Origin of the sequence: Mesorhizobium sp. ESP-6-2, from assembly GCF_020164675.1 — a bacterium.
Classification (GTDB): Bacteria; Pseudomonadota; Alphaproteobacteria; order Rhizobiales; family Rhizobiaceae; genus Mesorhizobium.
This window is the reverse complement of sequence record NZ_JAIUGT010000001.1, coordinates 115765-140579: the sequence shown is the minus strand read 5'-3', so window position 1 is coordinate 140579 and position 24815 is coordinate 115765. Positions and strand designations below refer to the sequence as shown.

Sequence of the window (24815 nt, the reverse complement as noted above, 5' to 3'; positions counted from 1 at the left end):
AGTCAGGCGATGATATCCGGGATGATCTTGTCTTCCAGCTTCATCAGCCGGTCCTTCAGCGCAAGCTTCTTCTTCTTCATGCGCTGGATCTGCAGCGGGTCGCAGTTCATGGCGATCATCGCATTGATCGCGGCGTCGAAATCGGCGTGTTCCTGCTTCAGCCGGGAAAATTCGAGGCGAATATCGGCCTGTTCCTGATCGGACATTCTCTACCGTCTGCACGTCTGCGGCGCCCAAAACTGGGCCTGATTGGGCGGGGGCGGCTCGTTTTGCCACCGGCGCGCAGCCCATATCACATTTCACAGTGCCGTGGAATGCTACCACGGATCATTCGACATCGCTGCGCGAAGGTGGCACACTGTCATTGTGCCGTCACAGAGCGAGCCTGCGGTGGACGCGCCTTTGGCGGCTGCAATCGAGGAAACCATGAAAGGGAGAACCAATCATGTCTCTTGCATCCCATCTTGATGAGTTGCAGCGGAAACACGGCGACATCGAACGCGAGCTCGATGATGCGATGAATCATCCGTCGGTGGACGACCTCGAAATCGTGAATCTCAAGCGACGCAAGCTGGCAATCAAGGACGAGATTGAAAAACTGAGGGCCAAACCCACGACGCATTGACGCCCCACTGACATAACCGCTCACCATCCGGGTCTTTCCTGCCGGCGGCAATTGCCGCCGGACTGGTGGTTTTGATTTCCGTTTTCAGGTCGGCCATCACAGATATTCGTACCAGGCCGAGGCCTTCCGACTTCGGAATCCGAGGACGAGCAGGAGCGAAGCGCTTCGCGGGAATCCCTGAATCCATGCGGTAACTCTTGACCGAAGAGTGCAGCGGAGCAGAATTCTGCCTTGCCGTGGCGCTCTGAGGTCAGGGCTTGGATTCTGGGTCTGTGCTGCGTCGCTCTTCTCCTTGCTCCTCCCCGGAACTCATTCCCGGAATGGTGAAGCGATTGGGGGTCCGCCAATCGCCAGGTAGCCGATTGGCCAACGCAAGCGACCGGCAAAAATCGGGTGCCAAGGAACTGGCGGCGGGATCGATTGCGGCCAGTGGCGACCTGTCGCCATTGACAAGCCATCTTTGCTCCTCCACCTCATGCCCGGACTTCAGCGCATCGGCCCGGAGCGCGCTTTTGTGCGTCCAAGTGGACGCGCGGCGCCCCAGAGATTAAAGGCTGCCGGCATGACCGGATATTATTCCTTCCCCTTCCCGCGCCGCACCTCGGTTGGCGTCGATGTGGGCGGCGTGGTGGTTGGCGGCGGTGCTCCCGTCGTCGTGCAGTCGATGACCAATACGGATACCGCCGATGTCGACCAGACGGTCGCCCAGGTCGCGGCGCTGCATCGCGCCGGCTCCGAGATCGTGCGCATTACCGTCGACCGCGATGAAAGCGCCGCCGCCGTGCCGCGCATCCGGGAGCGGCTGGCGCGGCTCGGTATCAACGTGCCGATTGTCGGCGACTTCCACTATATTGGCCACAAGCTCCTGGCCGATCATCCGGCCTGCGCCGAGGCGCTGGCCAAATACCGCATCAATCCCGGCAATGTCGGTTTCAAGGACAAGAAGGACCGGCAGTTCGCGGCAATCGTCGAAATGGCGATCAAACATGACAAGCCGGTGCGCATCGGCGTCAACTGGGGCTCGCTCGACCAGGAACTCCTGACCCGGCTGATGGACGACAACCAGGCTCGCGGCTTTCCGTTGACCGCACAGCAAGTGACGCGCGAGGCGATCGTGCAGTCGGCCATCCTCTCGGCCGAGATGGCCGAGGAGATCGGCCTTGGCCGCGACAAGATCATTCTCTCGGCGAAGGTCAGCGGCGTGCAGGACCTGATCGCAGTCTACACCGAGCTCGCCAGCCGTTCCGACCATGCGCTGCATCTCGGCCTCACCGAAGCCGGCATGGGCTCGAAAGGCATCGTCGCCTCATCCGCCGCCATGGGCATCCTGTTGCAGCAAGGCATCGGCGACACAATCCGCATATCGCTGACGCCGGAGCCGAATGGCGATCGCACGCGCGAGGTGCAGGTGTCGCAAGAATTGCTGCAGACCATGGGCTTCAGGCAGTTCGTGCCGATCGTCGCTGCTTGCCCCGGCTGCGGCCGCACAACCTCGACCGTGTTCCAGGAACTGGCCCAGAACATCCAGGCCGATCTCAGGAAGAACATGCCGGCGTGGCGTGAGAAATACCCAGGGGTCGAGAACCTCAAGGTCGCGGTGATGGGCTGCATCGTCAACGGCCCGGGCGAGTCCAAGCATGCCGATATCGGCATTTCGCTGCCCGGCACCGGCGAGACGCCGACAGCCCCTGTCTTCGTCGACGGCAAGAAGGCGGCGACGCTGCGCGGACCGTCGATCGCGCAGGATTTCGAGAAGATGGTCGCAGACTATATCGAGCAACGATTTGGTCGCGGCAAGGCCGCGGCAGAGTAGGTCGAATGCTGCGCTTCCTCCCGGTGGCGCTGATCCTGCTGTGCGGGTGGCCGACCCTGGCCCAGGCCGATCCGCCGCAATCGGCCAAGCAGCGGCTGATCGACAAGGTCTGCAACCTGATCCAGGCCCATGCCGACCAGAACGGCTTGCCCAGGGATTTCTTCGCCCGGCTGATCTGGAAGGAAAGTCGGTTCGATCCCAACGCCGTCAGTCCGGTCGGCGCCGAAGGTATCGCCCAGTTCATGCCGGGGACCGCCAAGATGCGCGGGCTCGCCAATTCCTTCGACATCAACCAGGCGATCCCGGCCTCGGCGAAATACCTCGCCGAGATGAAGACCAGCTATGGCAATCTCGGCCTGGCGGCCGCCGCCTACAATGCCGGCGAAAACCGGGTCTCGCGCTGGCTGGGCTCGGGCGGCTTCCTGCCGATGGAAACCGAAAGCTATGTCTTCGACATTATGGGCGAGCCGGTCGATAAGTTCGCCGATCGCGCCTATGCCGGAAGCGTGCGACCGCTCGACGCGAAATCCGATTTCGTCGCGGCCTGCCGCAAGCTCCCGGTGATCATGTCGCGGACGGTGGCGATGGCTTCCATCAACATAAGGCCGTGGGGAGTCCAGGTGGCCGGCAATTTCCGCCGCAGCGCCGCGATCAACCAGTGGCTCAGGGTGAGGGGCCGCTTCCCGGCCCTGCTAGCCGGGCATGATCCGGTGGTCAGCCGGGTGCGGACGCCGATCGGCCGACGCGGCATCTACGCGGTCAGGATCGGGGTCGACGACCGTGCCGCCGCGGGCGCCATTTGCCAGAAACTGCAAAGTGTCGGCGGGGCATGCGTGGTGGTGCGCAACCGGTAGAGCCGCATGAGCGAGCTGGGTAACGCTTTGTTCGCCCGAATGCGTCTGTCGCATCCATCACAAATTTCGATTATAGGCGATCGCCATGACCGACAGACTCTACAGCGATCCGGATCTCGTCCAGTTTTATGATATCGAGAATAAAGGCGGCGACGATTTCAACTATTGCGTTGGATTCGCCGGCAATGCCCACTCGATTCTTGATCTCGGCTGCGGCACTGGGCAATTGGCCGCGGCCCTTAGTGAAGGACGCTCCGTCACCGGCGTTGATCCCGCGTCGGCGATGCTCGATGTCGCGCGCGGCAGGGCCGGCGGAGACAAGGTCGACTGGGTCGAGGCCGATGCTCGAACCGTTCGGCTTGGGCGGCACTTCGACCTAATATTGCTGACGGGACATGCCTTCCAAGTCTTCCTGACGGCCGAGGATCAAGCGGCGGTGTTGCGCACCATCGCAAATCATCTCGCTCCGGGCGGGCGCTTCATTTTCGACACACGAAATCCCGCCATGGAAGAATGGCGCGAATGGACGCCGCAGCGCTCCGAACGGATGGTGACGCATCTCAGCCTCGGCGCCGTCAAGACCTGGAATGATGTCGAACATGATGCCGCCACCGGCGTCGTCACCTATTCAACCTTCTATGAAATTCCGGGGGGCAGACAGGTGCTGGCCGCAGAATCGAAAATAGCCTTCCCCGACAAGGATGACCTTGCCGCGATGCTGGACGAGTCAGGCCTGCTGGTGGAGCAATGGCTCGGCGACTGGCGGGGCGAACCCTATGTCTCCACCTCGCCGGAAATCATCCCGATCGGCCGGCTGCGCTGATCTGGCTCCAGGCCGGGCGTGCTTAAAGCGCATCGAAACGACATGCTTTAAATGTTTGTTTTGCGCATGTCGTTGTCGCAAAACCGCTGCGCCCGTCAGTTCACATCTACGCCGTCTTCGCCACCACCGTTTCGCTGAGCCAGGTGCCGATCTTGGCGCCGAGGCGGTCGGGTGAAACCGGCTTCGGCAGATAATCGTCCATGCCGGCTTCGATGCACTTGTCGCGGTCGCCCTTCAGCGCATGCGCGGTGACGCCGATGATCGGGATGCGGCTGCCATCCGAGGCCTCCGTCGCCCGGATGGCGCGGGTCGCCTCGTAGCCGTTCATTTCCGGCATGGAGACGTCCATCAGGATCAGCCTCGGGCGCAGCGAGCGGTACATCTCGACCGCCGTGCGGCCGTTGCCGGCTATGCGATAGCTCAAGCCCAACCCGTTGAGGATTTGGCCGAACACCAGCTGGTTCACCTCATTGTCCTCGGCGATGAGGATGTCGATCGGACCGTTCGGCGCGACCGTCGGCTCCGGCACGGAGACGGCCGGCATTGCCGGGCCGCGGATGACGGTAAAGGCGGGCGGCGCCGCCTGCGGCAGGGCAGGTACCGGTTCGCGAACGAACTGCGCCCTGCCGAGCTGCGAGCGGGCTTTCTGGACGACCGAGATGACGGTGCCGAGCAGGACCGCGGAGCGTGCCGGCTTGGTCAGATGCGCGGCAATGCCGAAATCGATGATCATCTTGCCGAAATCGACCTGATCGACCGAGGTCAAGAGCACGACCGGTATGGCCGACAGCCGGCTGTCGGCGGCAATGGCTTTCGCGACATCGGCGCCGTTCATACCGGGCATCTGGTAGTCGAGGATAATGCAATCGACGGCGGCCCCCAGCTGCCAAGCGCGGTCGAGGAAAGCCAAGCCGACCGCACCGCTTTCGGCGGCGGCGCAGTCGAAGCTCCAGCTCCTGAGCTGTTCGAGCAGGATCTCGCGGTTGACCGGATTGTCGTCGATGACCAGAACGCGCGCGCCGGTGACGTCGACCGGCACGATCTCGTCGCGAGCCTCGGCACGATGCACGGGCAGGGGCACCGCGAACCAGAATACGGACCCGCGGCCGATCTCGCTCTCGACGCCGATCTTGCCGGCCATCAGGTCGACGAGGCGGGCGGCGATGGCGAGACCGAGGCCGGTGCCCTCGTGACGGCGGGTCGAGGAGCCGTCGACCTGGGCGAATTTTTCGAACACGTTCTGCAACTTCTCGGCCGGGATGCCGATGCCGGTGTCCTCGACGCGCAGCTTAAGCTGGACGACATCATTGACGGTTTCGCCGCCGACGTCGATCAACACATGGCCCTTCTCGGTGAACTTCACCGCGTTGCCGAGCAGATTGGTGACGATCTGGCGGAACCGCCCGGCGTCGCCGACGACGTAGGCCGGCAGGCGCGGGTCGACGCGCACGATCAGTTCGAGGTTCTTTTCGGCAACGTGGGCGGAGACGAGCGTGGCCACATCCTCGACCGCCTCGGCAAGGCGGAACGGCGCCGGGTCGAGCGTGAGCTGGCCGGCATTGATCTTGGAGAAATCGAGGATGTCGTTGATGATGGTGAGCAGCGCGTTGCCGGATTTGACGATGACGTCGGTGAAGGTCTTCTGGCGCGCGGTCAGCTCGGTCTTGGCCAGCAACTCGGCCATGCCGAGCACGCCGTTCATCGGCGTGCGGATTTCGTGGCTCATATTGGCCAGGAATTCCGATTTGGCGCGGTCGGCGGCCTCGGCCTTGAACAGCGACTCGGCGGATTCGGCGAAGGCCCGGCGGATGGCCTGCTCCATCGGCCGGAAGATCCAGAAAGCGGCGATGGAGAGCACCGCGAACAGCAATCCGCTCGCCCACAGCAGCAGCCGGTCACTGGAGGCGTCGGCCAAATGGCGCTCGTCGTCCATGGCGGTGCGGACGCGGACCAGCATCGGCTGGGCAAACAGGTCGTTCTGGTTGCGGATTTCGCGATAGCTCCACTCATCGACCTTTTGCGCCACCGACATGAGGTTGAAGTTTCGGACCATATCGCGCGGCGACCAGAACAGGTCGCCATTGACCGAAGCGGATTCGAGCTCGTTGACAGTCTTTGTCGACAGGCGTGGACGCAATGCGGCGATCTGGGCCGCAAGCGTCCCAATCTCGCGGGAGAGGCGTTCCGAATGGCCGCGCGCCGATGCGGCCAACGCATCGCGCGTCTCAGCGCGCCAGGCGGTTCCCGTCGTTTCGGCGAAGCTGGTCGCGTTGCGCAGGTCGCGAGTGAATATGACAAGGTTGCTGCTCAGCGCATCGACCTGGTGGCGGAAGGAATTGACACGATCAAGTGCAACCATGATCGCGAGCGAAGCCAACGCGAAGATCAGCAATCCTGAGAGATAACGGGTCCGGATGGACCGTATGAAGGAAGAATATTCCGGCATGCGCAACCCCAACACATACGCATTATTTTAACGGTCGGGATTACGCTTGATTTACATTAAGATTTCGTTCTGGCGACCGAGAATCTCGGACTCCCGCAGAGCCTCCCATGTATCCTCCCGGCTGCGCCGAGATGAAGGGCGGCGGCACTTCAAGGGACGGTCAAGCTTCGGGTGTTCCTTCAATCCGCGGGCCGTTTGTGATGCCGGGATTCCTGGTTCGAGCCGCGAAGCGTTTCGCGGTCGTCGGCATCGACCAGATCGACGTCGCCGCCCCTGAGCGCCTGGCCCTGCTGGCGAGCCGTTCTCTCCTGCTTCGATCGCTTCAGTTCGTCCTCGGCATTGAAATTCTTGTCCGCATTCTTGGTGTTCACCCGCTCCTCGATGATTTGCACCTGCTGTTCGTGGGTCTTCTTGCCGGTCATGGGATATCTCCCTCTATTTGTTCGTCCGGCCGGTCTGGTCGGGATTCACACCGCCTTGTGGGGTGGTGTCGTTCTCGACATCGCCCCGAAAAGTGTTTTCGCCATCGAGTTCCTCGTCGTCGTCAAGGATGTCGCCACCCTTGATGGTGCCTTTGGAAGCGCCGATGCCGGGGTCGTTGCGCAAGTCGCGATCGCTTGGCCTCGGCTGTTTGCGATGCTTGTTGTCGTTCATGGGTTGCCTCCTGCTTCTGGTCCCGAACGTCGCGACGGGTGCAATTGTTCCCGAAACACGAGTTCCCGAAACACCAGCTCCCGACGCACCAGTTCCCCACACACTCTGGCCGGGAACGAGGCCACGGCCGTGCTGCCACGAGTGACGTCGGCTCCGCGTCAACCGATTATCGATCGGGCAGCATTTGGCGCGCCGGCCTGTTCGGCGCGGCGGATCAGATCGACGCTGTGATGCCGCCGTCCACATAGAGAATATGGCCGTTCACGAAAGAGGAGGCGTCGCTGGCCAGGAAGATGCAGGCGCCGACCAGTTCCTCGACCTTTCCCCAGCGGCCGGCCGGCGTGCGCTTTTCCAGCCAAGTGCTGAACGCAGGGTCGGCGACAAGGGCAGCGTTGAGCGGCGTATCGAAATAACCGGGTGCAACGGCATTGCATTGCAGGCCGTGTTTGGCCCAATCCGTAGCCATGCCCTTGGTCAGGTTGCCAACCGCGCCTTTCGTTGCCGTGTAGGGCGCGATGCCCGGACGGGCGAGCGCGGTCTGCACGCTGGCGATGTTGATGATCTTGCCACGGCCACGGCCGATCATATGGCGCGCCACCGCCTGGCCGACATGGAAGACGCTGGCGACATTGGTCTGCAGCAGGCGCTCGAACGCATCGGCGGGAAACTCCTCGAGCGGCGCGCGGAACTGCATGCCGGCATTGTTCACCAAAATGTCGATCGCTCCGCCGCCCAGTTCGAAACGGTCGATCGCCGAGCGGACCGCTTCATGATCGGTAGCATCGAAGGCCAGCTTTTCCGCTCCGGGGATCTGCGTAACCGCCGCGGCGAGCCTTGCCTCGTCACGGCCGTTGAGGATCACTCTGGCGCCGGCTTCGGCCAAGCCCTTGGCCAAGGCGAAGCCTATGCCTTGCGAGGAGCCGGTTACGAGCGCGGTGCGCCCGCTGAGATCGAACAATTTGGCCGACATCGAACCTGATCCTCCCGATTGCCCTGTTAAACAGAAACCTTCACGCCAAGCCTCGGGGTCTGTCCCGATCTCAATTGTTGCGCGTCGCCACGAAGGTCGCGGCTGCTTTCAGCAGGCCGGCCTGCTCGCCATAGGGTTCGAGCAGCGCATGCGCCTGATGGACAAGGCCATGCAACTGGGCGCGTGCCCATGCCTCGCCGTGCAGCGCCACCAGCGTTGCCTTGCCGGCGGCAGCGTCCTTGCCCGTCGCCTTGCCCATCTGTGCGGCATCCGCGGTCAAATCGAGAAGATCGTCGGCAAGCTGGAAGGCAAGCCCGATCGCCGAGCCGAACTCGGCCAGTCTTTCGCGATCCCCGGCAGGCACGCCGGCGACGACCGCGCCCGCCTCGCAGGCAAAGCGGATCAGCGCACCGGTCTTCATCGCCTGCAGCCGGATGATCCCTGCCTCGTCAGGCGCGATGCGCTCGGCCTCGAGGTCCAGCGTCTGGCCGCCGACCATGCCGCCGGTCCCGGCGGCGCGGGCGAGCGCCAGCACAAGGGCGGCCCGCCGCTCCGCCGGCAGCGCCGTAGTCTCCTCGGCGAGGATGTCGAAGGCAAGCGTCAGCAGGGCGTCGCCGGCCAGGATGGCGGTCGCCTCGTCGAAGGCCCTGTGCACGGTAGGCTGGCCGCGGCGCAGATCGTCGTCGTCCATCGCCGGCAGATCGTCATGGATCAGTGAATAGCAATGCACGCATTCCAGTGCGGCCGCCACGCGCAGTGCCGCGTCGCCGTCGGCGGAAAACAGCGCCGCACTTTCCATCACCAGAAAGGGGCGCAGGCGCTTGCCGCCGTTGAGCACGCCGTGCCGCATCGCCGCCATAAGGCGCTCGGGCCGCGCGATCTCGCCCGTGAGCGCGCGGTCGGCGAGCAATCGCCGCAGCAAGGTCTCGACGGCGGCGGCCCGTGCAACGAGCGCCGTTTCGAACGCCATTTCGTCGTCATTCGTCATGGCCCGGACCGGTAGCCGACACTCAGACGTTGCGCAAGAAGACAAGCGCCATTATGCCGGGGGAGGGAGAGACACGGGTTGGGCGACTTGGCGGAACCGATCGTCGATCATGAAACCGAAAAGCTGGACATGGCGACGAGATCCCGTGGCGTGAACCGTCGTGCTCTCAAACGCTGGGTCCGGCGCGGTATCGTCGTGGCTGCCGTGCTGGCGCTTATCCCTACAGTGCTGACCTTCCTCTATCTGCCGTCTTTCGTGCATCCGGTGTCGACGTTGATGCTGAAGGATCTCGCCACCTTCTCCGGCTATGACCGCCGCTGGGTGTCGATCGACGACGTGGCACCGGTGCTGGCCAATTCGGTGATCATGTCGGAGGACGGACAGTTCTGTTTCCATCGCGGCGTCGACCTCGGCGAATTGCGGGGTGTCGTCGACGACGCGCTGGCAGGCGAAGGGGCGCGCGGCGCTTCGACCATCACCATGCAGACGGTGAAGAACCTGTTTTTGTGGTCCCGTCCGCTGGGCACGGTTCGCAAAGTCGTCGAGTTGCCGCTGGCCGTGTACTTCGATGCGGTGATGTCGAAGCGGCGCATCATGGAAATCTACCTCAACATCGCCGAGTGGGGGCCCGGCATATACGGCATCGAGGCGGCGGCGCGGCACCATTTCGGTATTTCGGCAAAACAGCTGTCGCGCCGTCAGGCCGCGCTGCTTGCCGTTAGCTTGCCAAATCCGATCGCCCGCAACCCGGCCAAGCCCGGGCCGGGGCTGAGGAGGCTGGCCAACCTGATCGAGCGGCGCGCCGGCCGATCCGGCGCTTATGTCGGCTGCCTCCAGTAGCCGACACAAAAAAATTCGCGGGCAGCGCTGGCCAAAACGGCACCGGGCGTGTATAGGCACCCGACTTTCTCAGATTCCGGCCCCTGACACGGCCCTTTCACGAGGGCGGGCGGGGCTTTTGACCATGTAGTGGAGCATATCCATGGCCGTTCCGAAACGAAAAACCTCTCCGTCCAAGCGCGGCATGCGCCGCTCGGCAGACGCCCTCAAGGCCCCGACCTATGTCGAGGACAAGAACTCCGGCGAGATGCGCCGCCCGCACCACATCGACCTGAAGACCGGCATGTATCGCGGCCGCCAGGTGCTGACGCCCAAGGAAAGCTGAGACCAGCTTTCCTGATGTTTGAGCTAAAAAGACCGGCCGCTGGCCGGTCTTTTTGCGTCTGTCGGACCCGACGACCGACAGCGTAGCTGCGTCTCCAGGCCTTGATCTCCGATCGGCCCGGACGCTGCCTCGTCGTGCATCCTCGAGGCATAGCCGATTACGTGCCGGACATCGCCTTCGACATCGCTCGACACGCCTTTTCCCAATGATCGAACCGTGAGCCCGATGCCCGGCACCCGCCGGAGGCAGCGTCGCTCGGTGTTTTTCGCAATCTGTGGGATTGCCATAGACGGTTTCTTATGTAATTTTCGAATTTATAGTCGGAAATCGACACAGATTGGGCATTCGATGTGGGATTTCGTCAGCACAAGTGATCTCGACGATACCGAGCAGGCCGTGCTTTCCCAACTCAAGGTCGATGGGCGGATGTCGAGCGTGGATATCGCCAAGCGGATCGGCGTCACCGAAGCAACGGTGCGGCGGAAAATGGCCCGTGTGCTCGACGACCCCGATATCTGCATCCAGGCGGTCGTGCGCCCTTTGCGCAGCGATGTCGGCATTGCGGCCATTGTCGGGCTCGACGTCGACCGCGAGCACATCATCAGCGTTGCTCGAAAACTATCGGAATACTCGTTCGTCGACAGCGTCTACGCCATGACCGGGCCGTTCGACATCATCATCCAGCTCACTTTGCCATCCACGACCAGCTTGCACGATTTCCTCGTCAGTGAACTGGCCAACGTTCCCGGGATCAAGGATTCCGAGAGCTACATGATCGGTCGCGTCTTCAAGCATAGCGGCCGGGCTTACCAGCACAGCAAAACCGAAGAAAAAAGAGGGTAACAATGGGTGAGTTTCTTTCCGCTTCGCGCCGCCGCGTCCTAGCCCTTCTTGCCGCCGCGCCGCTCCTCCTGCCGTTCGCTGCCACCGCCCATGCCGATGGGCTGGTCGATCAAATCAAGCAACGCGGCGCCATTCTCGTCGGAACCGAGGCGGCGTTCGAGCCGTTCGAATTCGTCCGCGACGGCCAGATCGTCGGCTATAACAAGGACATTCTCGACTATGTGGTCGGTCAGCTCGGCGTGAAGCTCGACCAGCTCAACCTGCCTTTCCAAGGCTTGCTGCCAGGGCTGCTGGCCAAGAAGTTCGACCTGATGGCAACCTCGACCGGCATCAACGCCGAGCGGGCGGCGAAATACGCCTACACGCGGCCGACCGGTTCTTTCGAGAACGTCGTCGTCGTGCGCGTCGACGAGGAGCGCATCAAGAAGCCGGAGGACATCAACGGCATGGTGGTGGCCACGCAACTCGCCTCCTCCGTGCAGCCCATCATCGAGGCCTATGACAAGGAGCTCAAGGATAAGGGCGGCAAGGGTGTCGGCGAGCTGAAGCTGTTCACCTCCTTCCCCGAGACCCATGTCGCTCTGGCCTCCGGCCAGGTCGACGCCATCGTCATCGCCTCGCCTTCGGCGGCCGTTCTGATGAAGAACGTTCCCGACACCTACAAGGTCGTCGGCTCGATCGGCGAATTCTCCTATCTGTCCTGGGTGGTGCGGCCGGAGGACAAGGACCTGCGCGCCTTCATCAACGCCAAGATTGGCGAGCTGAAGGATAGCGGCAAGCTGAAGGAGCTTCAGCTCAAATGGTTCGGGTTCGAGATGAAGACGCCCGACGAGGGCTATCTGCCGCCTGGCGCGCTCTAAGCCCGCCGACCAGGCGCCCGGTGCTGCCGGACCGGCGGTTCCAGTCATTGGACGCGCCGGTCTTGGATGGGCCGGACGTTCAGGGATCATTCGAGCTGAAAAATGTTCCATTTTTCCAAGACGCTGACCTTCCTGCCGGAATTCCTGGCCGGCGCCGGCATCACGCTGGGTGTCTCGGCGCTGGGGTTTCTGGTGGGCACATTGATCGGCTTCGGCCTGCTCGCATGCGGCAGGTCGCGCTGGCGCGTGATCCGCTGGATCGGCGCGCTCTACACCAGCTTCATCCGAGGCACGCCGCTGATCGTGCAGATCTTCATGGTCTACTACGTGCTGCCGGGCCTCGTCGGTATCGACCTGCCGCCGCTCCTGGCCGGCGTGCTGGCGCTCAGCTTCAACAGCGCGGCCTTCGTCGCCGAAATCCTGCGCGCCGGGCTGACGCGCATTCCCGCCGGCCAGTACGAGGCGGCCAAGGCGCTCGGGCTGAAGCCTGCCGTGACCTGGTTCAAGATCATCCTGCCACAGCTCTTCCGCGCCATTATCCCGCCGATGGTCAACGAGTTCACCATGCTGGTGAAGGCATCCTCGATCCTGTCGGTGATCGCGGTGGTGGAACTGACCCGCACCGCGCAGAACATCATGAACGTCACCTACCGGCCGGTCGAGGCCTTCTGCATCGCGGCGGTGCTGTATTTCGTCGTGCTGCTCTCATGCAGTCTGCTGACCAGGCATCTGGAATTCAAGGCGCGAGGCGCACGCGCATGAGCTTCGATTTTTCCGTCATAGCGGATAACTGGCACATACTCGCCAAGGGCTTCGGCAACACGGTGCTGATGTGCGCTGTCGCACTGCCGTTCGGCTTCGCGCTCGGTACCGTGCTGGCGCTGATCCGGCTGCGCGGCGGACGGGTGCCGGCGGCAATCGTCTCGGCCTATGTCGAAATATTCCGCAACATCCCGTTCCTGATCCAGATCTTCCTTTTGTTCTACGCCTTGCCGATGTTCGGTGTCAGGCTCTCCCCGGTGGTTGTTTCGATCGGCGCGCTGTCGGCCTATGCCAGCGCCTATTCCGCCGAGATCATCAGGGGCGCGATCCAGTCGATTTCGTACGGCCAGGTCGAGGCCGGCTACGCGCTGGGACTGCGCTACCTGACCATCTTCCGCACGATCCTGGTGCCGCAGGTGCTCGGCTACATCCTGCCCGCGGCCACCAATCTCACCATCACGCTGATCAAGGAATCGGCGATCCTGTCGGCGATCACCGTGCCGGAACTCACCTACATGGCCCAGAATATCATTGGCCGCACCTTCTCGCCGGTGGAAATATTCACCGCCATCGCATTGCTGTACTGGGGGCTGACGGCCTTCGTGGCAGCGATCTCGCGCAGCCTGGAGCATAGGCTGCAGCCCCATCTCGCAGCCCGCCGTGGCGCCTGATCCAAAAAAGCTTCAACGAAGAGGAGATCCCATGTCCAAACTCACCACCGCGCCGCGCGATGTCTTCCAGACATTCATGAACTTTCCGCTGGTCGAGGACCTCGACACGCTGAAGGCCGATGTCGCCATCATCGGCATGCCCTATGGCGATCCCTACACGATCGACGAGCTGATCAACGACCAGACCAATGCGCCGACCGCGGTGCGGCGCGCCTCGCAGCGGATCAGCCAGGCGCTCGACCGCTATGATTTCGACATTGGTGGGCCAGTCTTCGACGGCAAGGACATCAAGGTGGTAGACGTCGGCGACGTTCCCGGCGCGGCGGCCGATCATGTCGGGCACTACGGCAGAGCCGAAGCGGCGATCCGCAAGATCCGCGCCGCGGGCGCATTGCCGATCACAATCGGCGGCGACCACGGCATTCCGATCCCGATCTTCCGGGCGCTCGATGGCGAGGGCCCGATCACGCTGGTTCAGCTCGACGCCCATCTTGACTGGCGTGACAACGTCAACGGGGTCAAGGAGGGCTATTCCAGCACTATCCGGCGGGCCTCGGAAATGGCGCATATCAAGGATATTTTTCAGGTCGGCGTTCGCGGCCAAGGCAGCGCGCGCACCGAGGAGGTCGAGGCCGCCCGCGCCTATGGCGCCAACATCATCACCACCAATGAATGGCAGGACATCGGCACCGCCGCGCTCCTGAAGCGAATTCCCGACGGCGGCCGCTACTATCTCACCATCGATGCCGACGGCCTCGATCCGGCGGTGATGCCGGCGGTCGAGGGGCCACAGCCGGGCGGCGTCAGCTACCGGCAGACGATTGAGCTCATCAAGGGGCTGGTCGGCAAAGGAAGGCTGGTCGGCATGGATATCGTCGAGATCGCGCCGGCGCGCGACGTCAACGAGATCACCTCGATGACGGCCGGCCATATCATCCTCAACGTCATCGGCGCGGCCGTGCGCGCCGGCTACTTCAAGCGTTGAGCGCGAGCGGGGTGCGCGGTCACGCATCCCGCGGCTCGATTCAAAGATGTCGGCCGGACAACCGGCTGACATCGTTGTTGCATTCGGTCTTCTAGCGTGTTCGGGGCGTGCTGCGAAAATTCTTGACGGCGTGCCGCTGGCGCACTCTACAAAAGAGGTGCCCCCAAATGGAGACGCCAGATGTTCGGTGCCGTCCCGCTGCTGATCGTGCCTTTTGTTCTCTACAATCTCGGGCTGCTCGGAATATTCGGCAGCGGTGACGATCCGTGGGCGAGCGAGGTCTTTTCCGTCGGCATGATGTCGGGCGGGGTGTTCTCGATGACGCTCGGCGACCTGATAGTGCTGATCGGGCTCATCTTCCTCTTCGTCGAGATCGTGAAATCGGCGCGCACCACGAATGCCTCGATCATGGACCATCTGTTGTCGACGCTGGTCTTCGTGGCCTTCCTGGTCGAGTTCCTGCTGGTCAAGGGCGCCGCGCACTCGGTCTTCTTCACGCTGATGATCATCGCGCTGTTCGACGTGCTCGCCGGCTTCTCGGTGTCGATGCGGTCGGCGAGCAGGGATATCAACCTGAATTAACCTCAGCCCGGATCGGCGGTGAAGCCGGCGGCCTCGATGCCGGCGATGGCGGCGGCTTCGTCATTGTCCGAGCTGTCGCCGGAAATGCCGACGGCGCCTATGATGCTGCCTGCCTTGTCGCGGATCAGCACACCGCCCACGACCGGCAACACGCGTCCGCCCGAGACGTCGGAGATGCCGGTCATGAGATGCGGGCGCTCCTTGGCGAAGGCCTCGACGCGGCGCGAGCCCATGCCGATGGCGAGCGCGCCATAGGCCTTGCCGGCGGACATTTGCGGGCGCAGGAACGAGGCGCCGTCCTGGCGCTGGAAGGCGACGAGATGGCCGCCGGCGTCGAGCACCGAGACACCGAGCGGCCTGAGCTTGAGCTCCGCGCCCTTGGTGAAGGCGGCATCGATGATCTCGAGGGCTTTGTCGAGCGGCAGCGCGGTCATGGCAGTCTCCTGTTTTGAAACGGATATCATCGGCGGCCAGCCGGACGAGGCAACCCAGGTTCCGGTTGAAATTGCTTCGCGCTGGAAGCGGGATGATGGCACCGCAAATTCGGATCCGATGCCGCGATGCCAACACGATCAACGGCCAACGGCTCAGGGCCGGCAACGAAGCAACCGGGGAGCGGCGTGCTACTTCTTCTTGGCGCGGGCGGGCTTCTTGGCGGGCACTGCCGGCGCGTTGGCAAGGTCTTCGGCTTCCTTGGCCAGCCGCAGCGCCCGCAGCTTGTCGGTCTTGACCTTGCGAGCATCGCTCTCGGCGACATACTCGGCCATCGCCTTCTGTCGGACCGTGGCCGCTTCTTCCTGCTTCTTAAAGCGCAGATCGGCGCGCGCGCGGGCAGTATCCCTAGAGTTCTCAACCAAGAGTCTGTTCCAATCTCGTGACGTGATTTTCGGCCTCTTGTAGCAGAGCCGGCCACTCAACGGGGAAAATAGTTGGTCAAGCGGCCGGGTTGGCGCTGAGAGCATTGCTGGCGAGCACGGCTTCATAGGCGGTCTGCAGGGTCGCACGTACAGAAGGGCCGGACGCTGGATCGACGGGCGTGCCGAGATGCTCGTGGCGCAACTCGTCCATGAATTTCTCCCATAGTGGCGGCCCGCCCTTTTCCAGAAGCTCGGCGCGGATCGACAATTCCGCGCTGACCGGCAGCCAGACGCGGCCCCAGGCGCCGAGATGGGCCAGGATCGGCACCAGGGTGATCGCCATTTCGGTCAGGCTGTAGATCGCCTTCTGCTTGTGCGAGGGATCGTCGGCCTTGGTCAGCATGCCCAGATCCATCAGCCGCTTCAGCCGGTCGGCCAGTATGTTGGAGGCAATGCCTTCCATCGATCCGTTGAGCAATTCGCGAAAATGGCGCCTGCCGCCAAAAATCATGTCGCGAAGGATGATCAGGCTCCAGCGGTCGCCGAACACTTCCAGCGAGAGATTGATCGGGCAACCCGAGCGGCGATCGATGTTCATTCGATTTCTCCAAAACCGGTTGCATTATCGTATCGGTTTTATTATGGTGCAACCGATTGCAAAATGCAAGCAGATGAGGAGGCCACGCGATGAGGAAGACCGGACGCCCCGATATCATATCCGAAGCCTTTGGCGACCCCGCCGACCCCGCTCTGTTGCTGATCATGGGAGCGATGGCCTCAATGCTGTGGTGGCCGGAGGCGCTTTGCCGGAAACTCGCCGCCGCCGGACTGTTCGTGCTCCGCTATGATAATCGCGATACCGGCCGATCGACCAAATACCCGCCTGGAGAGCCACCCTACACATTCGACGACATGGCCGGCGATGCGATCGGCGTTCTCGACAGCCACGGCCTCGACAAGGCGCATATCGCCGGCATGTCGATGGGCGGCATGGTCGCGCAGCTTGTGGCACTCAAGCATCCGTCCCGCGTCGCGTCGCTGACCGTGATCAGCAGCTCACCGATGGGAGTGGACACCTCGAACCTGCCGCAGACCAGCGATGCCTATATCAAACATTCGGCTGAAGGCGCGCACATTGACTGGTCGGATCGCCGCCAGGTCATCGACTTCATGATCAAAGATGCCAGGGCAATCGCCAGCACAGCGCATCCCTTCGACGAGGGCCACATGAGAGCCTTTATCGAGCGGGACTATGATCGCTCCGGCGGTCTGCTCAGCGCGACCAACCATTTCCTGCTCAAGGGCGATAGCGACCGATGGAGGGGCCGACTGCACGGGATGAAGGCGCCGCTGCTGGTCATCCATGGTACGGCCGATCCCATCTTTCCGGTCGAGCATGGCGAAGCGCTGGCCGGGGCGGTCGCCGGCGCGAAACTCCTCCGGGTTGAAGGCGGTGGCCACGAACTGCATCCGGAGGATTGGGACGTGATCGTCGCCGGCATCGTCGCTCATACCCGGGCCAATTGGCACTCAAAGCGCGGTCCTGACGCCACAAGTTTGGACAATAGTTAAGTAAACACTTCAGTATTAGGTGACGTGAACCCCGAGACAGGTGAGCAAAAATGTCCCTGACGCTTCACTACCATCCGCTGGCCTCGTTCTGCTGCAAGCCGCTGATCGCGCTCTACGAGAACGGCACGCAGTTCGCGTCCGTCATCGTCGATCTCGGCGACCAGCAGTCGCGCGGGGCCTTCCTGGAGATAGCGCCTTCGGGCAAGATGCCCGCCTTGCGCGACGATGCGCGCGATCGCACCGTGCTGGAATCGACCATCGTCATCGAGTATCTGGCCGTGCACTATCCCGGGCCGGTCGAACTCGTCCCGGCCGATATCGACCTCGCCATCGCGGTTCGCCAGGCCGATCGCTTTTACGATCTCTATGTGCAGGAACCGATGCAGAAGATCGTCGGCGACCGGCTGCGCCCGGAAGGCAGGACCGATCCGTTCGGCGTCGAACAGGCGCGCGACCAGTTGCGCAATTCCTACGCGATCATCGAACAGGAGATGGCGTCGAGGACCTGGGCTGTGGGTGATGCCTTCACCATGGCCGATTGCGCGGCATCCCCGGCTCTGTTCTACGCCAACAAGGTCGAGCCGTTCGGCGACAGATATCCTGCCGTGAAGCGCTATCATGACCGGCTGTTGCAGCGGCCGGCCTTCATCAGGGTGATCGAGGAGGCGCAGCCCTATTTCGAGCTCTTCCCCTATAATGATGGCTGATCGTGGTCCTTGATCGGTCGTTTCAACAGGAACGATCAAGCCTGCCAGAATTGGTCGAGCCAGATGTTGAGCTTCAGGAAGCCGGCATTGCTCACCGTATAGACGCGCCGCGTGCCTTCGGCCTTGGCGTGGACAAGGCCGGCATCGAGCAACACCTTCAGATGCTGCGATACGGCCGGACGGGAGACCGGCAGCCCGGCTGCCAGTTGATTGACGGTTTTTGGACCGCGTCGAAGTTCTTCCAGGAGATGGCGCCGGTTGGGATCGGCGATCGCCATGAAGGCGTCGGAAAGCATCATGCCTCATTTGTGGGGCAAAGTTCTTCGCATCTCAACCGTTTGCTTCTGCTTTTCTTCTTGGGTCAAGCCGCAATGCTTCCGGCGTCACCGAACGGTCGGCGGGCTGCGTCTTGAAGGCATCGCGGTCCTCGATCGGCACCGGCGCGCGGCGGCTGATGCGCAGCAGCGTGTAGCCTGCCAGGGAAAGATGCGCGAACGCGGTCGCAAGGAACAGGCCCTCGGGGCGCATCCAGCCCATCAGGGCGGCCGCCAGCAAGGGTCCGATCATGGTGCCGAAGCCATAGAGCAGCAGCAGGCCGCCCGAAACCTTGACGAAGTCCTCGGCACTGGCGTGGTCGTTGGCATGCGCCACGGCGATCGAATAGAGCGTATAGGCGAAAGCACCGTAGGCGGCGGTGAAGACGATGACGAAGACGCCGGAGCGCGGCTCGAACAGGAAGATCAAGAGTGCGAACAGCGCCGCGCCGAAGGCGGCACCCGCCAGCACGAAGCGCCGGTCGGTCTTGTCGGAGAAACGCCCTGCCGGAAGCTGCATGGCGGCGCCCGCCACCACCACCAGGCTCATCATCAAGGCGATCTCGGCGGTGGAGATGCCGATGCGGGCGCCATAGACGGCGCCAAGCGTGCCCCATGCGCCGTTGGCGATGCCGATGAGGACGCAAGCGATGGCCGAGACCGGCGAGTTGGCGTAGAGCCCCTTGACGTCGAGCTTGACGTCCTGGAGCGGCTTGGGGTGCGAGGCGGTCGATACCGCGGTCGGGATCAGCGACAGGCAGAACAGGATGCCGGTGATCATGAAGAGTGAGGCCGATTTCACGTCGCCACCGGCCACGATCATCTGGCCGCCCATGATCGAGGCATAGGTGACCATCATGTAGAGGCCGAAGACGGTGCCGCGATTCTCGTTGGTGGCCTTCTCGTTCAGCCAGCTTTCGATGACCATGAAGGCGCCGGCCATGGTGAAGCCGGTGAAAGCGCGCAGCAGGATCCAGACATATTCGTCGATGACCAGTCCGGTGAGCAGCGCAACGATGGCGCCGGACGCGGCGAAGGCGCCGAAGGCGCGCACGTGGCCGGCACGACGCACGATACGTGGTGCAAAGAAGCAGCCGGTGACGAAGCCGCCGGCCCAGGCCGTGCCCATCAGGCCGAGCGATGCGGTCGAGAAGCCTTCCACCTGGCCGCGCAGGGGCAACAGCAGGCCGTGCAATCCCGACGCCGCCAAGAGGAAAGCGGTGCCGCGCAGCAGCGAAAGGATCGGTCTGTAGGCTGCGAGCATTTTTTGATCCGGCTGAAATCGAGGAGAGACGCAGAGTCTGAAGACAGTCGCATTCGGGCTTTTCGGAGGCGGGTCTTTTCGGCCTTATCCGCGGCGGAACAGCGCCTCGGCCGCGGATTTGGTGCTGTCCTTCGACTTGAGTTCAGCCTCCAGCCGGGCGATCTCGTCACGCAGGATGCCGATCCGTTCCGACAACTCGCCGACAGAGAGCAGCGACAGGTCCTGGCCGATCTCGTGCGGACGCGCCTTCTTCTTGGGTTCGTCGTCGAAGATCGCCATTTGTGCTCCTCCTCCGCCATACCGATTGGCCATTTGCCTGATTTGCCAATGAGCATACATAAGGCAGGGGCGTCGATGCAAACGGCCGGCAAGAATGCGGCGAGGAAAGACGGGAGACTTCATGGCGAGCGGATCTAAGATTCCGGCAAGGATGACGGCCATCGCGATCTCGGAGCCGGGTGGGCCCAGGGTGCTCAAACCGGAGACGCGCGATGTGCCTGTGCCCGGCCCCGGCGAGATATTGATCAAGGTGCGCGCCGCCGGCGTCAACAGGCCCGACGTGCAGCAGCGCAAGGGCGCCTATCCACCGCCGCCCGGCGCGTCGGACCTGCCGGGCCTGGAGGCGTCGGGCGAAGTGGCCGCGCTCGGCGACGAGATCTCTCGCTGGCGCCTTGGCGAGCGCGTCTGCGCGCTCACCCCCGGCGGCGGCTATGCCGAATATGTCAAGGTCCATGCCGGCAGCGTGCTGCCGCTGCCGGCCGGTTTCACCCACACGGAAGCGGCGGCCGTGCCGGAGAACTATTTCACCGTCTGGCACAATGTGTTCGAGCGCGGCGGCTTGAAGAAAGGCGAAACGCTGCTGGTCCATGGCGGCTCTTCGGGTATCGGCACGACGGCGATCCAGCTTGCATCTGCCTTCGGCGCCCATGTCATCACCACGGCCGGTAACAAGGAGAAATGCGATGCCTGCCTGAAGCTCGGCGCCGACCGGGCGATCAACTACCGCGAGGAGGACTTCGTCGCGGCGGTCAAGGAAGTGACGGGCGGCAAGGGTGCCGACGTCATCCTCGACATGGTCGGCGGCGACTATGTGGCGCGCAACTACGAGGCCGCGGCGGTCGAGGGCCGGATCGTCCAGATCGCCCTGCAAGGCGGCGCGGTGGCGAGCGCCGATTTCTCGAAAATCATGGTCAAGCGGCTTGTTCATACTGGTTCGACACTGAGGCCGCGCACCGTTGAGTTCAAGGCGGCGCTGGCAGCCGCGCTCGAAGCGCAGGTGTGGCCGTTGCTCGGCACGCGCCGGGTCGCGCCCGTCATGGACATGATCTTCCCGCTTGCCGATGCCTGGCGGGCGCATGAGCGTATGGAGGAAGGCGATCACATCGGCAAGATCGTGCTCGACGTCGGCTGACGCCAACATTGCCGATGCCCGGCTGGCCGAGGCAGGCTCATACCCGCGACCCCGGCCCCTGCCTGCAAGCTGAACAAAAGCTTAATGGTGCAATGCAGCATTTGCATCATTGCTATGCAAAATCAGCCATTCAAGTACCGCTCGATGATGACTATTTGAGCATCATCGAAACGAACACCCCGCTTGGAGGACTGACATGAACCCGATCCGCGCTTTCCGTAACTGGCGCATGTACAACGAGACCGTGCGCGAACTGAACCGCCTCAATGCGCGCCAGCTCAGCGATCTCGGCATCAACCGCGCCGACATCGAGAAGATCGCCCGCCAGGCGATCTGACTTCAGGAACCACCCCGCCGCGAGGCGGGGTCGCAAAGCAGAGCCGCCGCAGACGCTTGCTCGTCGCCGGTTCCGAACCCGCCGGACCTTGTCCGGCGGGTTTTGTCTTTCTGGATCCCAAACATATTCGCGGCGCCATTTCGTGCCGGTCCGTGATCGATCCGCCCCCGGTGTGGCTGCCAGATCGACGCGCGTTCCCAAAAACGCATTCCCAAAAACATTGCGGAACCGCCGGAGAGCGGTTATATAACCTGCGAATTTCCCATTTTGGTGGCTCTAAACCACCGCCCGCGCGGGAACGCGGGCGAACGAGAAGGATTTTTAAATGGCCAACACCCTGCTGATGCCCAAGGCGACCGCCGTCTGGCTGGTCGACAACACCGCGCTTTCCTTCGAGCAGATAGCACAGTTCTGCGGGCTGCATCCGCTCGAGGTCAAGGCGATCGCCGACGGCGAATCGGCGCAAGGCATCAAGGGCATGGATCCGATCATGACCGGCCAGCTGACCCGCGACGAGATCGCGCGTGCCGAGAAGGATCCGAACCAGCGGTTGAAGCTTTCGGACCCCAAGGTGCGGGTGCCCGAATCCAAGCGCAAGGGTCCGCGCTACACCCCGCTGTCGAAGCGTCAGGACCGGCCGAACGCCATTCTCTGGTTGGTGCGCAACCATCCCGAATTGAAGGACGCGCAGATCTCGCGCCTCGTCGGCACCACCAAGTCCACGATCGAGCAGATCCGCGAGCGCAAGCACTGGAACTCTGCCAACCTGCAGCCGATGGACCCGGTGACGCTCGGTCTCGCCTCGCAGATCGATCTTGACATGGAAGTCAACCGCGCGTCGCGCGGCCGCGAGCAGGCACAGCCGGTCGGCGACACACTGCTGCCGGCGGCGCTGACCGAGCGCCTGGTTCCGGCTCCCGAAAAGCCGAAGGACGAAGATGCCGAACTCGACGCCAACGCCGTGTTCGCCAAGCTCTCGGCTCTGAAGTCGAAGGACAAGGATAACGACGACGAGGAGTAGAATTCTCGTCAATTCGACCGAAAAGCCCGCTTCGAGCGGGCTTTTTTACGTGGTCGGGAGATTTCAGCTTCGCGCCGCGCGGTCCGGCGCCATGCCGTAATCCTCGCTGCGTTCCACCGCCCGGTAAAAATCGGCGAGCTGCTTGCCGCGCTCCGGCTTGAAGACGCGGCCTGCGATGACCACCGAGGCGATGCGATCGATGCGGAAGGCGCGGAAATCGTCGCGCATCTCGCACCAGGCGACCAGCGTCCACACCTTGCCCCAGAACCAAAGGCCCAAGGGCCTGATGTCGCGGGCGGTGCCGCGGCCAGCTTCGTCCGAATAGTCGATGGTCAGCACCTGGCGCTTCTCGATGGCGCGCTCGATCAGGTCGATCGCCTCGCGCGCGGCGTCGCTCACCACCCACATCGGCGTGTGGATCTCGGTGCGGGCGATACGGTCCTTTTCGGCATCGGGCAGCACTGCGCCGATCTTGACCAAAGCCTCATCAGCAGCCCGGGCCATGGCCGCACCGCCAAAGGCACGCACCATGCGGGCGCCGGCGACCAGCGCCACGATCTCGTCACGCGTGAACATCAGCGGTGGAAGGTCGAAACCCTCCCTCATCATGTAGCCGACGCCCGCTTCCCCGTCGATCGGCACTCCGGTCGACTGCAGGTCGGCTATGTCGCGATAGATGGTTCGCTCGGAAACCTCGAGCCATGTGCCAAGCTTCTGCGCGGTGACCAGACGGCCACCGCGCAGATGCTGCACGATCTGGAAGAGCCTGTCGGCGCGTCGCATCGTATGGTCCCTCGATGTTGTTTCTGTGCATGTCGCCCAAAACCGGTTCCCACTTTTGGGCTGCATGCATCGTGTTCTTGCGCATGCCTTTATTCCGAAACCGCAGAACACTCGGCGGCATGCATCGTGGTTTCGGGCCTTCGCACTTGCGCTGCGCGGCCACAAATCCCGCGCCGAAGCACAATTTCCTCGTTGTCGGCGTCATCGGCATCGAGCCAGAAGGGCGCTACATCGCTCAGCGTCATGCCGCGCCCGAGATCCTCAATGGCTGCTTCGGCAACGGTACGCCGATGATAGCCCATCGCGACCGGGCATGTCACTTCGGCGCCACGTTCAAAGGCAAGCGCCGTGCGCAGCGCGCGAACGTCCGTCTCGACGCCTTCGGGAACCGAACGGATGAACTCGTCGACCTGCCGCGCCGTCGGCACCAGCATCGTCTGGTCTTCGACTCCATCTCCCACCGTGCGCGGGGCCGGTTTGATGCCGTTGACCCTCGGCGTGTTCAATCTGTCGGTCCAGCTCTTCATCGCTCGTCCTGTTCACCGCTCGCATCTATGGCATGGCGCTCCTGACACCATTCTGTCAGGAGGGTTCAGCATACTCCCTGGCGAATAGCGTCCGCATCTCGGCAAGTTCGCCGTTTCGTTCAGGATAGAGCGTCTTCAGGAAGGCCAGCGCGAAGGTGCCGGGCGCCGAACCTGGCGCGGAAACGATTTTGCCGTCGGACACGGCATGCGGCACGTCCTGATAATTGTGATCGCCGGCATAGCCAGCAATGTGGCGATTGATCCAGTCACGGCCATTGCTGGTGTGCCTCGCCTTCTCGAACATGCCGGCTCGGGCCAGCGCCAGCGTTCCGGCGCAGATACCGCCGACGACACCATCCCGCCTCGCGACATCTCTGAGCAATTCCGCCACCTCGGGCGGCGTCTCGCCCGCCCATCGGTCGGAGCCAATGACCGCGATTGCATCGAGATCGGCATTTTCATCGGCGCGGGCCGAGCGGTCGGGCGTCAGCCGGAAACCGCTGATCCCGCTCACCGGCCTGCCGTCCGGCGTCAGCGAAACCGCGCGGGCGCCGAACCATTCGACGGCAGATGCCGCCAGCAGGCCATATTCCCAGTCGGCGAAGCCTTCGATGAACAAAAAGCCAATCGTCTTTTGCTCAGGCATGCACTTGCTCCGTCTCCAGATGCGCGGTCTCAAGTGACAGGCCGCACTCGTTCAGTTCGCCTTCGCCGGGAATTGCGTTACTTGCTTGCCTGGGCTTGATATCTGGGTGCGGCAATCCCGGCCTCCAAGCTTTGCCTGAAAAAATCGCCTCAATTGTCGCGGATATGAAGACCATCATACATGTCCGGCCAGCCGATATCCTTGCGGACGTCCGCCGGCAATGCATTCAGGAACCGCCGGGTGCGGATCTCATTGCGCATCGTGCGCACCTTGCCGACATAGTGCTTCATATTATGCAGAATGGTGAACCCGTTCATGGCTATCCTCCTCTTGCT

Annotated in this window: 33 protein-coding genes; 17 read left to right on the top strand and 16 right to left on the bottom strand. The window is 63.0% G+C overall.

Features of this window, described 5'->3' with window-relative positions:
- Nucleotides 1-2: 2 nt before the first annotated feature.
- On the bottom strand, nucleotides 3-206 hold the full coding sequence (locus LB532_RS00715) for a YdcH family protein (RefSeq protein ID WP_140550905.1): 204 nt from the start codon (nucleotides 204-206) through the stop codon (nucleotides 3-5).
- Between the two features lie 239 nt (nucleotides 207-445).
- Between LB532_RS00715 and LB532_RS00710 the strand changes: the two genes are divergently transcribed.
- The 4 genes from LB532_RS00710 (at nucleotide 446) to LB532_RS00695 (ending at nucleotide 4115) form a co-directional block, all read left to right on the top strand.
- The gene (locus LB532_RS00710) at nucleotides 446-625 is read left to right on the top strand and encodes a YdcH family protein (protein ID WP_097571999.1); all 180 of its coding nucleotides are present in this window, start codon (nucleotides 446-448) and stop codon (nucleotides 623-625) included.
- Nucleotides 626-1187: 562 nt separating this feature from the next.
- The gene (gene ispG / locus LB532_RS00705) at nucleotides 1188-2438 is read left to right on the top strand and encodes a flavodoxin-dependent (E)-4-hydroxy-3-methylbut-2-enyl-diphosphate synthase (protein ID WP_140517596.1); all 1251 of its coding nucleotides are present in this window, start codon (nucleotides 1188-1190) and stop codon (nucleotides 2436-2438) included.
- Nucleotides 2439-2443: 5 nt separating this feature from the next.
- Nucleotides 2444-3292 (top strand): lytic transglycosylase domain-containing protein, encoded by an 849-nt coding sequence (locus tag LB532_RS00700; protein WP_140641414.1) that lies wholly within the window; start codon nucleotides 2444-2446, stop codon nucleotides 3290-3292.
- A gap of 85 nt (nucleotides 3293-3377) precedes the next feature.
- Nucleotides 3378-4115 (top strand): class I SAM-dependent methyltransferase, encoded by a 738-nt coding sequence (locus LB532_RS00695; protein ID WP_140641416.1) that lies wholly within the window; start codon nucleotides 3378-3380, stop codon nucleotides 4113-4115.
- 106 nt (nucleotides 4116-4221) lie between these two features.
- Here the strand turns inward: LB532_RS00695 and LB532_RS00690 are convergent, their stop codons facing one another.
- From LB532_RS00690 to LB532_RS00670, 5 genes are all read right to left on the bottom strand, one after another.
- Nucleotides 4222-6561, bottom strand: a complete 2340-nt coding sequence (locus LB532_RS00690; RefSeq protein WP_140641418.1) for a response regulator — start codon at nucleotides 6559-6561, stop codon at nucleotides 4222-4224.
- 179 nt (nucleotides 6562-6740) lie between these two features.
- Entirely contained in the window at nucleotides 6741-6983 is a 243-nt protein-coding gene (locus LB532_RS00685) for a hypothetical protein (RefSeq protein ID WP_140641420.1), read from the bottom strand.
- 13 nt (nucleotides 6984-6996) lie between these two features.
- Nucleotides 6997-7215, bottom strand: coding sequence for a hypothetical protein (locus LB532_RS00680; protein WP_140517598.1), 219 nt, complete (start codon nucleotides 7213-7215; stop codon nucleotides 6997-6999).
- A gap of 214 nt (nucleotides 7216-7429) precedes the next feature.
- Nucleotides 7430-8185: an SDR family oxidoreductase gene (locus tag LB532_RS00675; protein WP_140641422.1), complete on the bottom strand. Its 756-nt coding sequence runs from the start codon at nucleotides 8183-8185 to the stop codon at nucleotides 7430-7432.
- Nucleotides 8186-8255: 70 nt separating this feature from the next.
- Nucleotides 8256-9173 carry a polyprenyl synthetase family protein gene (locus LB532_RS00670; RefSeq protein ID WP_140641424.1) on the bottom strand — a complete coding sequence of 306 codons (918 nt, stop codon included), beginning with the start codon at nucleotides 9171-9173 and terminating at the stop codon, nucleotides 8256-8258.
- 78 nt (nucleotides 9174-9251) lie between these two features.
- Here LB532_RS00670 and LB532_RS00665 point away from each other — a divergent pair, with 78 nt between their 5' ends.
- From LB532_RS00665 to LB532_RS00630, 8 genes are all read left to right on the top strand, one after another.
- The gene (locus tag LB532_RS00665; protein ID WP_140641426.1) at nucleotides 9252-10013 is read left to right on the top strand and encodes a biosynthetic peptidoglycan transglycosylase; all 762 of its coding nucleotides are present in this window, start codon (nucleotides 9252-9254) and stop codon (nucleotides 10011-10013) included.
- A 142-nt stretch (nucleotides 10014-10155) separates the two neighbouring features.
- Nucleotides 10156-10338 (top strand): 50S ribosomal protein L32, encoded by a 183-nt coding sequence (rpmF, locus tag LB532_RS00660; RefSeq protein WP_008834724.1) that lies wholly within the window; start codon nucleotides 10156-10158, stop codon nucleotides 10336-10338.
- Between the two features lie 225 nt (nucleotides 10339-10563).
- On the top strand, nucleotides 10564-11181 hold the full coding sequence (locus tag LB532_RS00655; RefSeq protein ID WP_224556411.1) for an Lrp/AsnC family transcriptional regulator: 618 nt from the start codon (nucleotides 10564-10566) through the stop codon (nucleotides 11179-11181).
- A 2-nt stretch (nucleotides 11182-11183) separates the two neighbouring features.
- The gene (locus tag LB532_RS00650; RefSeq protein ID WP_140641430.1) at nucleotides 11184-12041 is read left to right on the top strand and encodes a transporter substrate-binding domain-containing protein; all 858 of its coding nucleotides are present in this window, start codon (nucleotides 11184-11186) and stop codon (nucleotides 12039-12041) included.
- Nucleotides 12042-12143: 102 nt separating this feature from the next.
- A complete protein-coding gene (locus LB532_RS00645) occupies nucleotides 12144-12803 on the top strand; it encodes an amino acid ABC transporter permease (RefSeq protein WP_140641432.1) in 660 nt (219 codons plus the stop codon).
- Nucleotides 12800-13474, top strand: coding sequence for an amino acid ABC transporter permease (locus tag LB532_RS00640; protein WP_181169424.1), 675 nt, complete (start codon nucleotides 12800-12802; stop codon nucleotides 13472-13474). The genes LB532_RS00645 and LB532_RS00640 overlap by 4 nt, the downstream gene beginning before the upstream one ends.
- 31 nt (nucleotides 13475-13505) lie before the next feature.
- Nucleotides 13506-14459, top strand: a complete 954-nt coding sequence (locus LB532_RS00635; protein ID WP_140562415.1) for an agmatinase — start codon at nucleotides 13506-13508, stop codon at nucleotides 14457-14459.
- Nucleotides 14460-14639: 180 nt separating this feature from the next.
- Nucleotides 14640-15041 (top strand): hypothetical protein, encoded by a 402-nt coding sequence (locus LB532_RS00630; protein ID WP_140641436.1) that lies wholly within the window; start codon nucleotides 14640-14642, stop codon nucleotides 15039-15041.
- 2 nt (nucleotides 15042-15043) lie between these two features.
- On the opposite strand, the gene LB532_RS00625 is transcribed toward LB532_RS00630, so the two are convergent.
- From LB532_RS00625 to LB532_RS00615, 3 genes are all read right to left on the bottom strand, one after another.
- Nucleotides 15044-15475 (bottom strand): GlcG/HbpS family heme-binding protein, encoded by a 432-nt coding sequence (locus LB532_RS00625; RefSeq protein ID WP_140562417.1) that lies wholly within the window; start codon nucleotides 15473-15475, stop codon nucleotides 15044-15046.
- A 189-nt stretch (nucleotides 15476-15664) separates the two neighbouring features.
- Nucleotides 15665-15898, bottom strand: a complete 234-nt coding sequence (locus tag LB532_RS00620) for a hypothetical protein (protein ID WP_140500515.1) — start codon at nucleotides 15896-15898, stop codon at nucleotides 15665-15667.
- 76 nt (nucleotides 15899-15974) lie between these two features.
- A complete protein-coding gene (locus LB532_RS00615) occupies nucleotides 15975-16496 on the bottom strand; it encodes a winged helix-turn-helix transcriptional regulator (protein WP_140641438.1) in 522 nt (173 codons plus the stop codon).
- 89 nt (nucleotides 16497-16585) lie between these two features.
- Here LB532_RS00615 and LB532_RS00610 point away from each other — a divergent pair, with 89 nt between their 5' ends.
- Nucleotides 16586-17470: an alpha/beta fold hydrolase gene (locus LB532_RS00610; RefSeq protein ID WP_140641440.1), complete on the top strand. Its 885-nt coding sequence runs from the start codon at nucleotides 16586-16588 to the stop codon at nucleotides 17468-17470.
- 50 nt (nucleotides 17471-17520) lie between these two features.
- Complete coding sequence (locus LB532_RS00605; protein ID WP_140641442.1) at nucleotides 17521-18177, top strand: glutathione S-transferase family protein; 657 nt, start codon at nucleotides 17521-17523, stop codon at nucleotides 18175-18177.
- A gap of 35 nt (nucleotides 18178-18212) precedes the next feature.
- Here the strand turns inward: LB532_RS00605 and LB532_RS00600 are convergent, their stop codons facing one another.
- The 3 genes from LB532_RS00600 to LB532_RS00590 form a co-directional block, all read right to left on the bottom strand.
- Nucleotides 18213-18476 (bottom strand): ArsR/SmtB family transcription factor, encoded by a 264-nt coding sequence (locus tag LB532_RS00600; protein WP_140641444.1) that lies wholly within the window; start codon nucleotides 18474-18476, stop codon nucleotides 18213-18215.
- Nucleotides 18477-18507: 31 nt separating this feature from the next.
- Nucleotides 18508-19755 (bottom strand): MFS transporter, encoded by a 1248-nt coding sequence (locus LB532_RS00595; protein WP_140500523.1) that lies wholly within the window; start codon nucleotides 19753-19755, stop codon nucleotides 18508-18510.
- An 84-nt stretch (nucleotides 19756-19839) separates the two neighbouring features.
- The gene (locus LB532_RS00590) at nucleotides 19840-20034 is read right to left on the bottom strand and encodes a DUF1192 domain-containing protein (RefSeq protein WP_140500525.1); all 195 of its coding nucleotides are present in this window, start codon (nucleotides 20032-20034) and stop codon (nucleotides 19840-19842) included.
- A 121-nt stretch (nucleotides 20035-20155) separates the two neighbouring features.
- On the opposite strand from LB532_RS00590, the gene LB532_RS00585 reads away from it, so the two are divergent.
- From LB532_RS00585 to LB532_RS00575, 3 genes are all read left to right on the top strand, one after another.
- Entirely contained in the window at nucleotides 20156-21166 is a 1011-nt protein-coding gene (locus LB532_RS00585) for an NAD(P)H-quinone oxidoreductase (RefSeq protein ID WP_140641446.1), read from the top strand.
- 196 nt (nucleotides 21167-21362) lie between these two features.
- Complete coding sequence (locus LB532_RS00580) at nucleotides 21363-21503, top strand: DUF1127 domain-containing protein (protein WP_140500528.1); 141 nt, start codon at nucleotides 21363-21365, stop codon at nucleotides 21501-21503.
- Nucleotides 21504-21828: 325 nt separating this feature from the next.
- Nucleotides 21829-22524: a DUF1013 domain-containing protein gene (locus tag LB532_RS00575; RefSeq protein ID WP_140550924.1), complete on the top strand. Its 696-nt coding sequence runs from the start codon at nucleotides 21829-21831 to the stop codon at nucleotides 22522-22524.
- Between the two features lie 63 nt (nucleotides 22525-22587).
- Here LB532_RS00575 and LB532_RS00570 read toward each other — a convergent pair whose 3' ends face one another.
- The 4 genes from LB532_RS00570 to LB532_RS00555 form a co-directional block, all read right to left on the bottom strand.
- A complete protein-coding gene (locus LB532_RS00570; RefSeq protein ID WP_140500532.1) occupies nucleotides 22588-23307 on the bottom strand; it encodes a helix-turn-helix transcriptional regulator in 720 nt (239 codons plus the stop codon).
- Nucleotides 23308-23396: 89 nt separating this feature from the next.
- On the bottom strand, nucleotides 23397-23834 hold the full coding sequence (locus tag LB532_RS00565) for a hypothetical protein (protein WP_224556300.1): 438 nt from the start codon (nucleotides 23832-23834) through the stop codon (nucleotides 23397-23399).
- Between the two features lie 55 nt (nucleotides 23835-23889).
- On the bottom strand, nucleotides 23890-24480 hold the full coding sequence (locus tag LB532_RS00560; protein ID WP_140644399.1) for a type 1 glutamine amidotransferase family protein: 591 nt from the start codon (nucleotides 24478-24480) through the stop codon (nucleotides 23890-23892).
- 149 nt (nucleotides 24481-24629) lie between these two features.
- A complete protein-coding gene (locus LB532_RS00555; RefSeq protein ID WP_140550927.1) occupies nucleotides 24630-24797 on the bottom strand; it encodes a hypothetical protein in 168 nt (55 codons plus the stop codon).
- Between the last annotated feature and the right edge of the window lie 18 nt (nucleotides 24798-24815).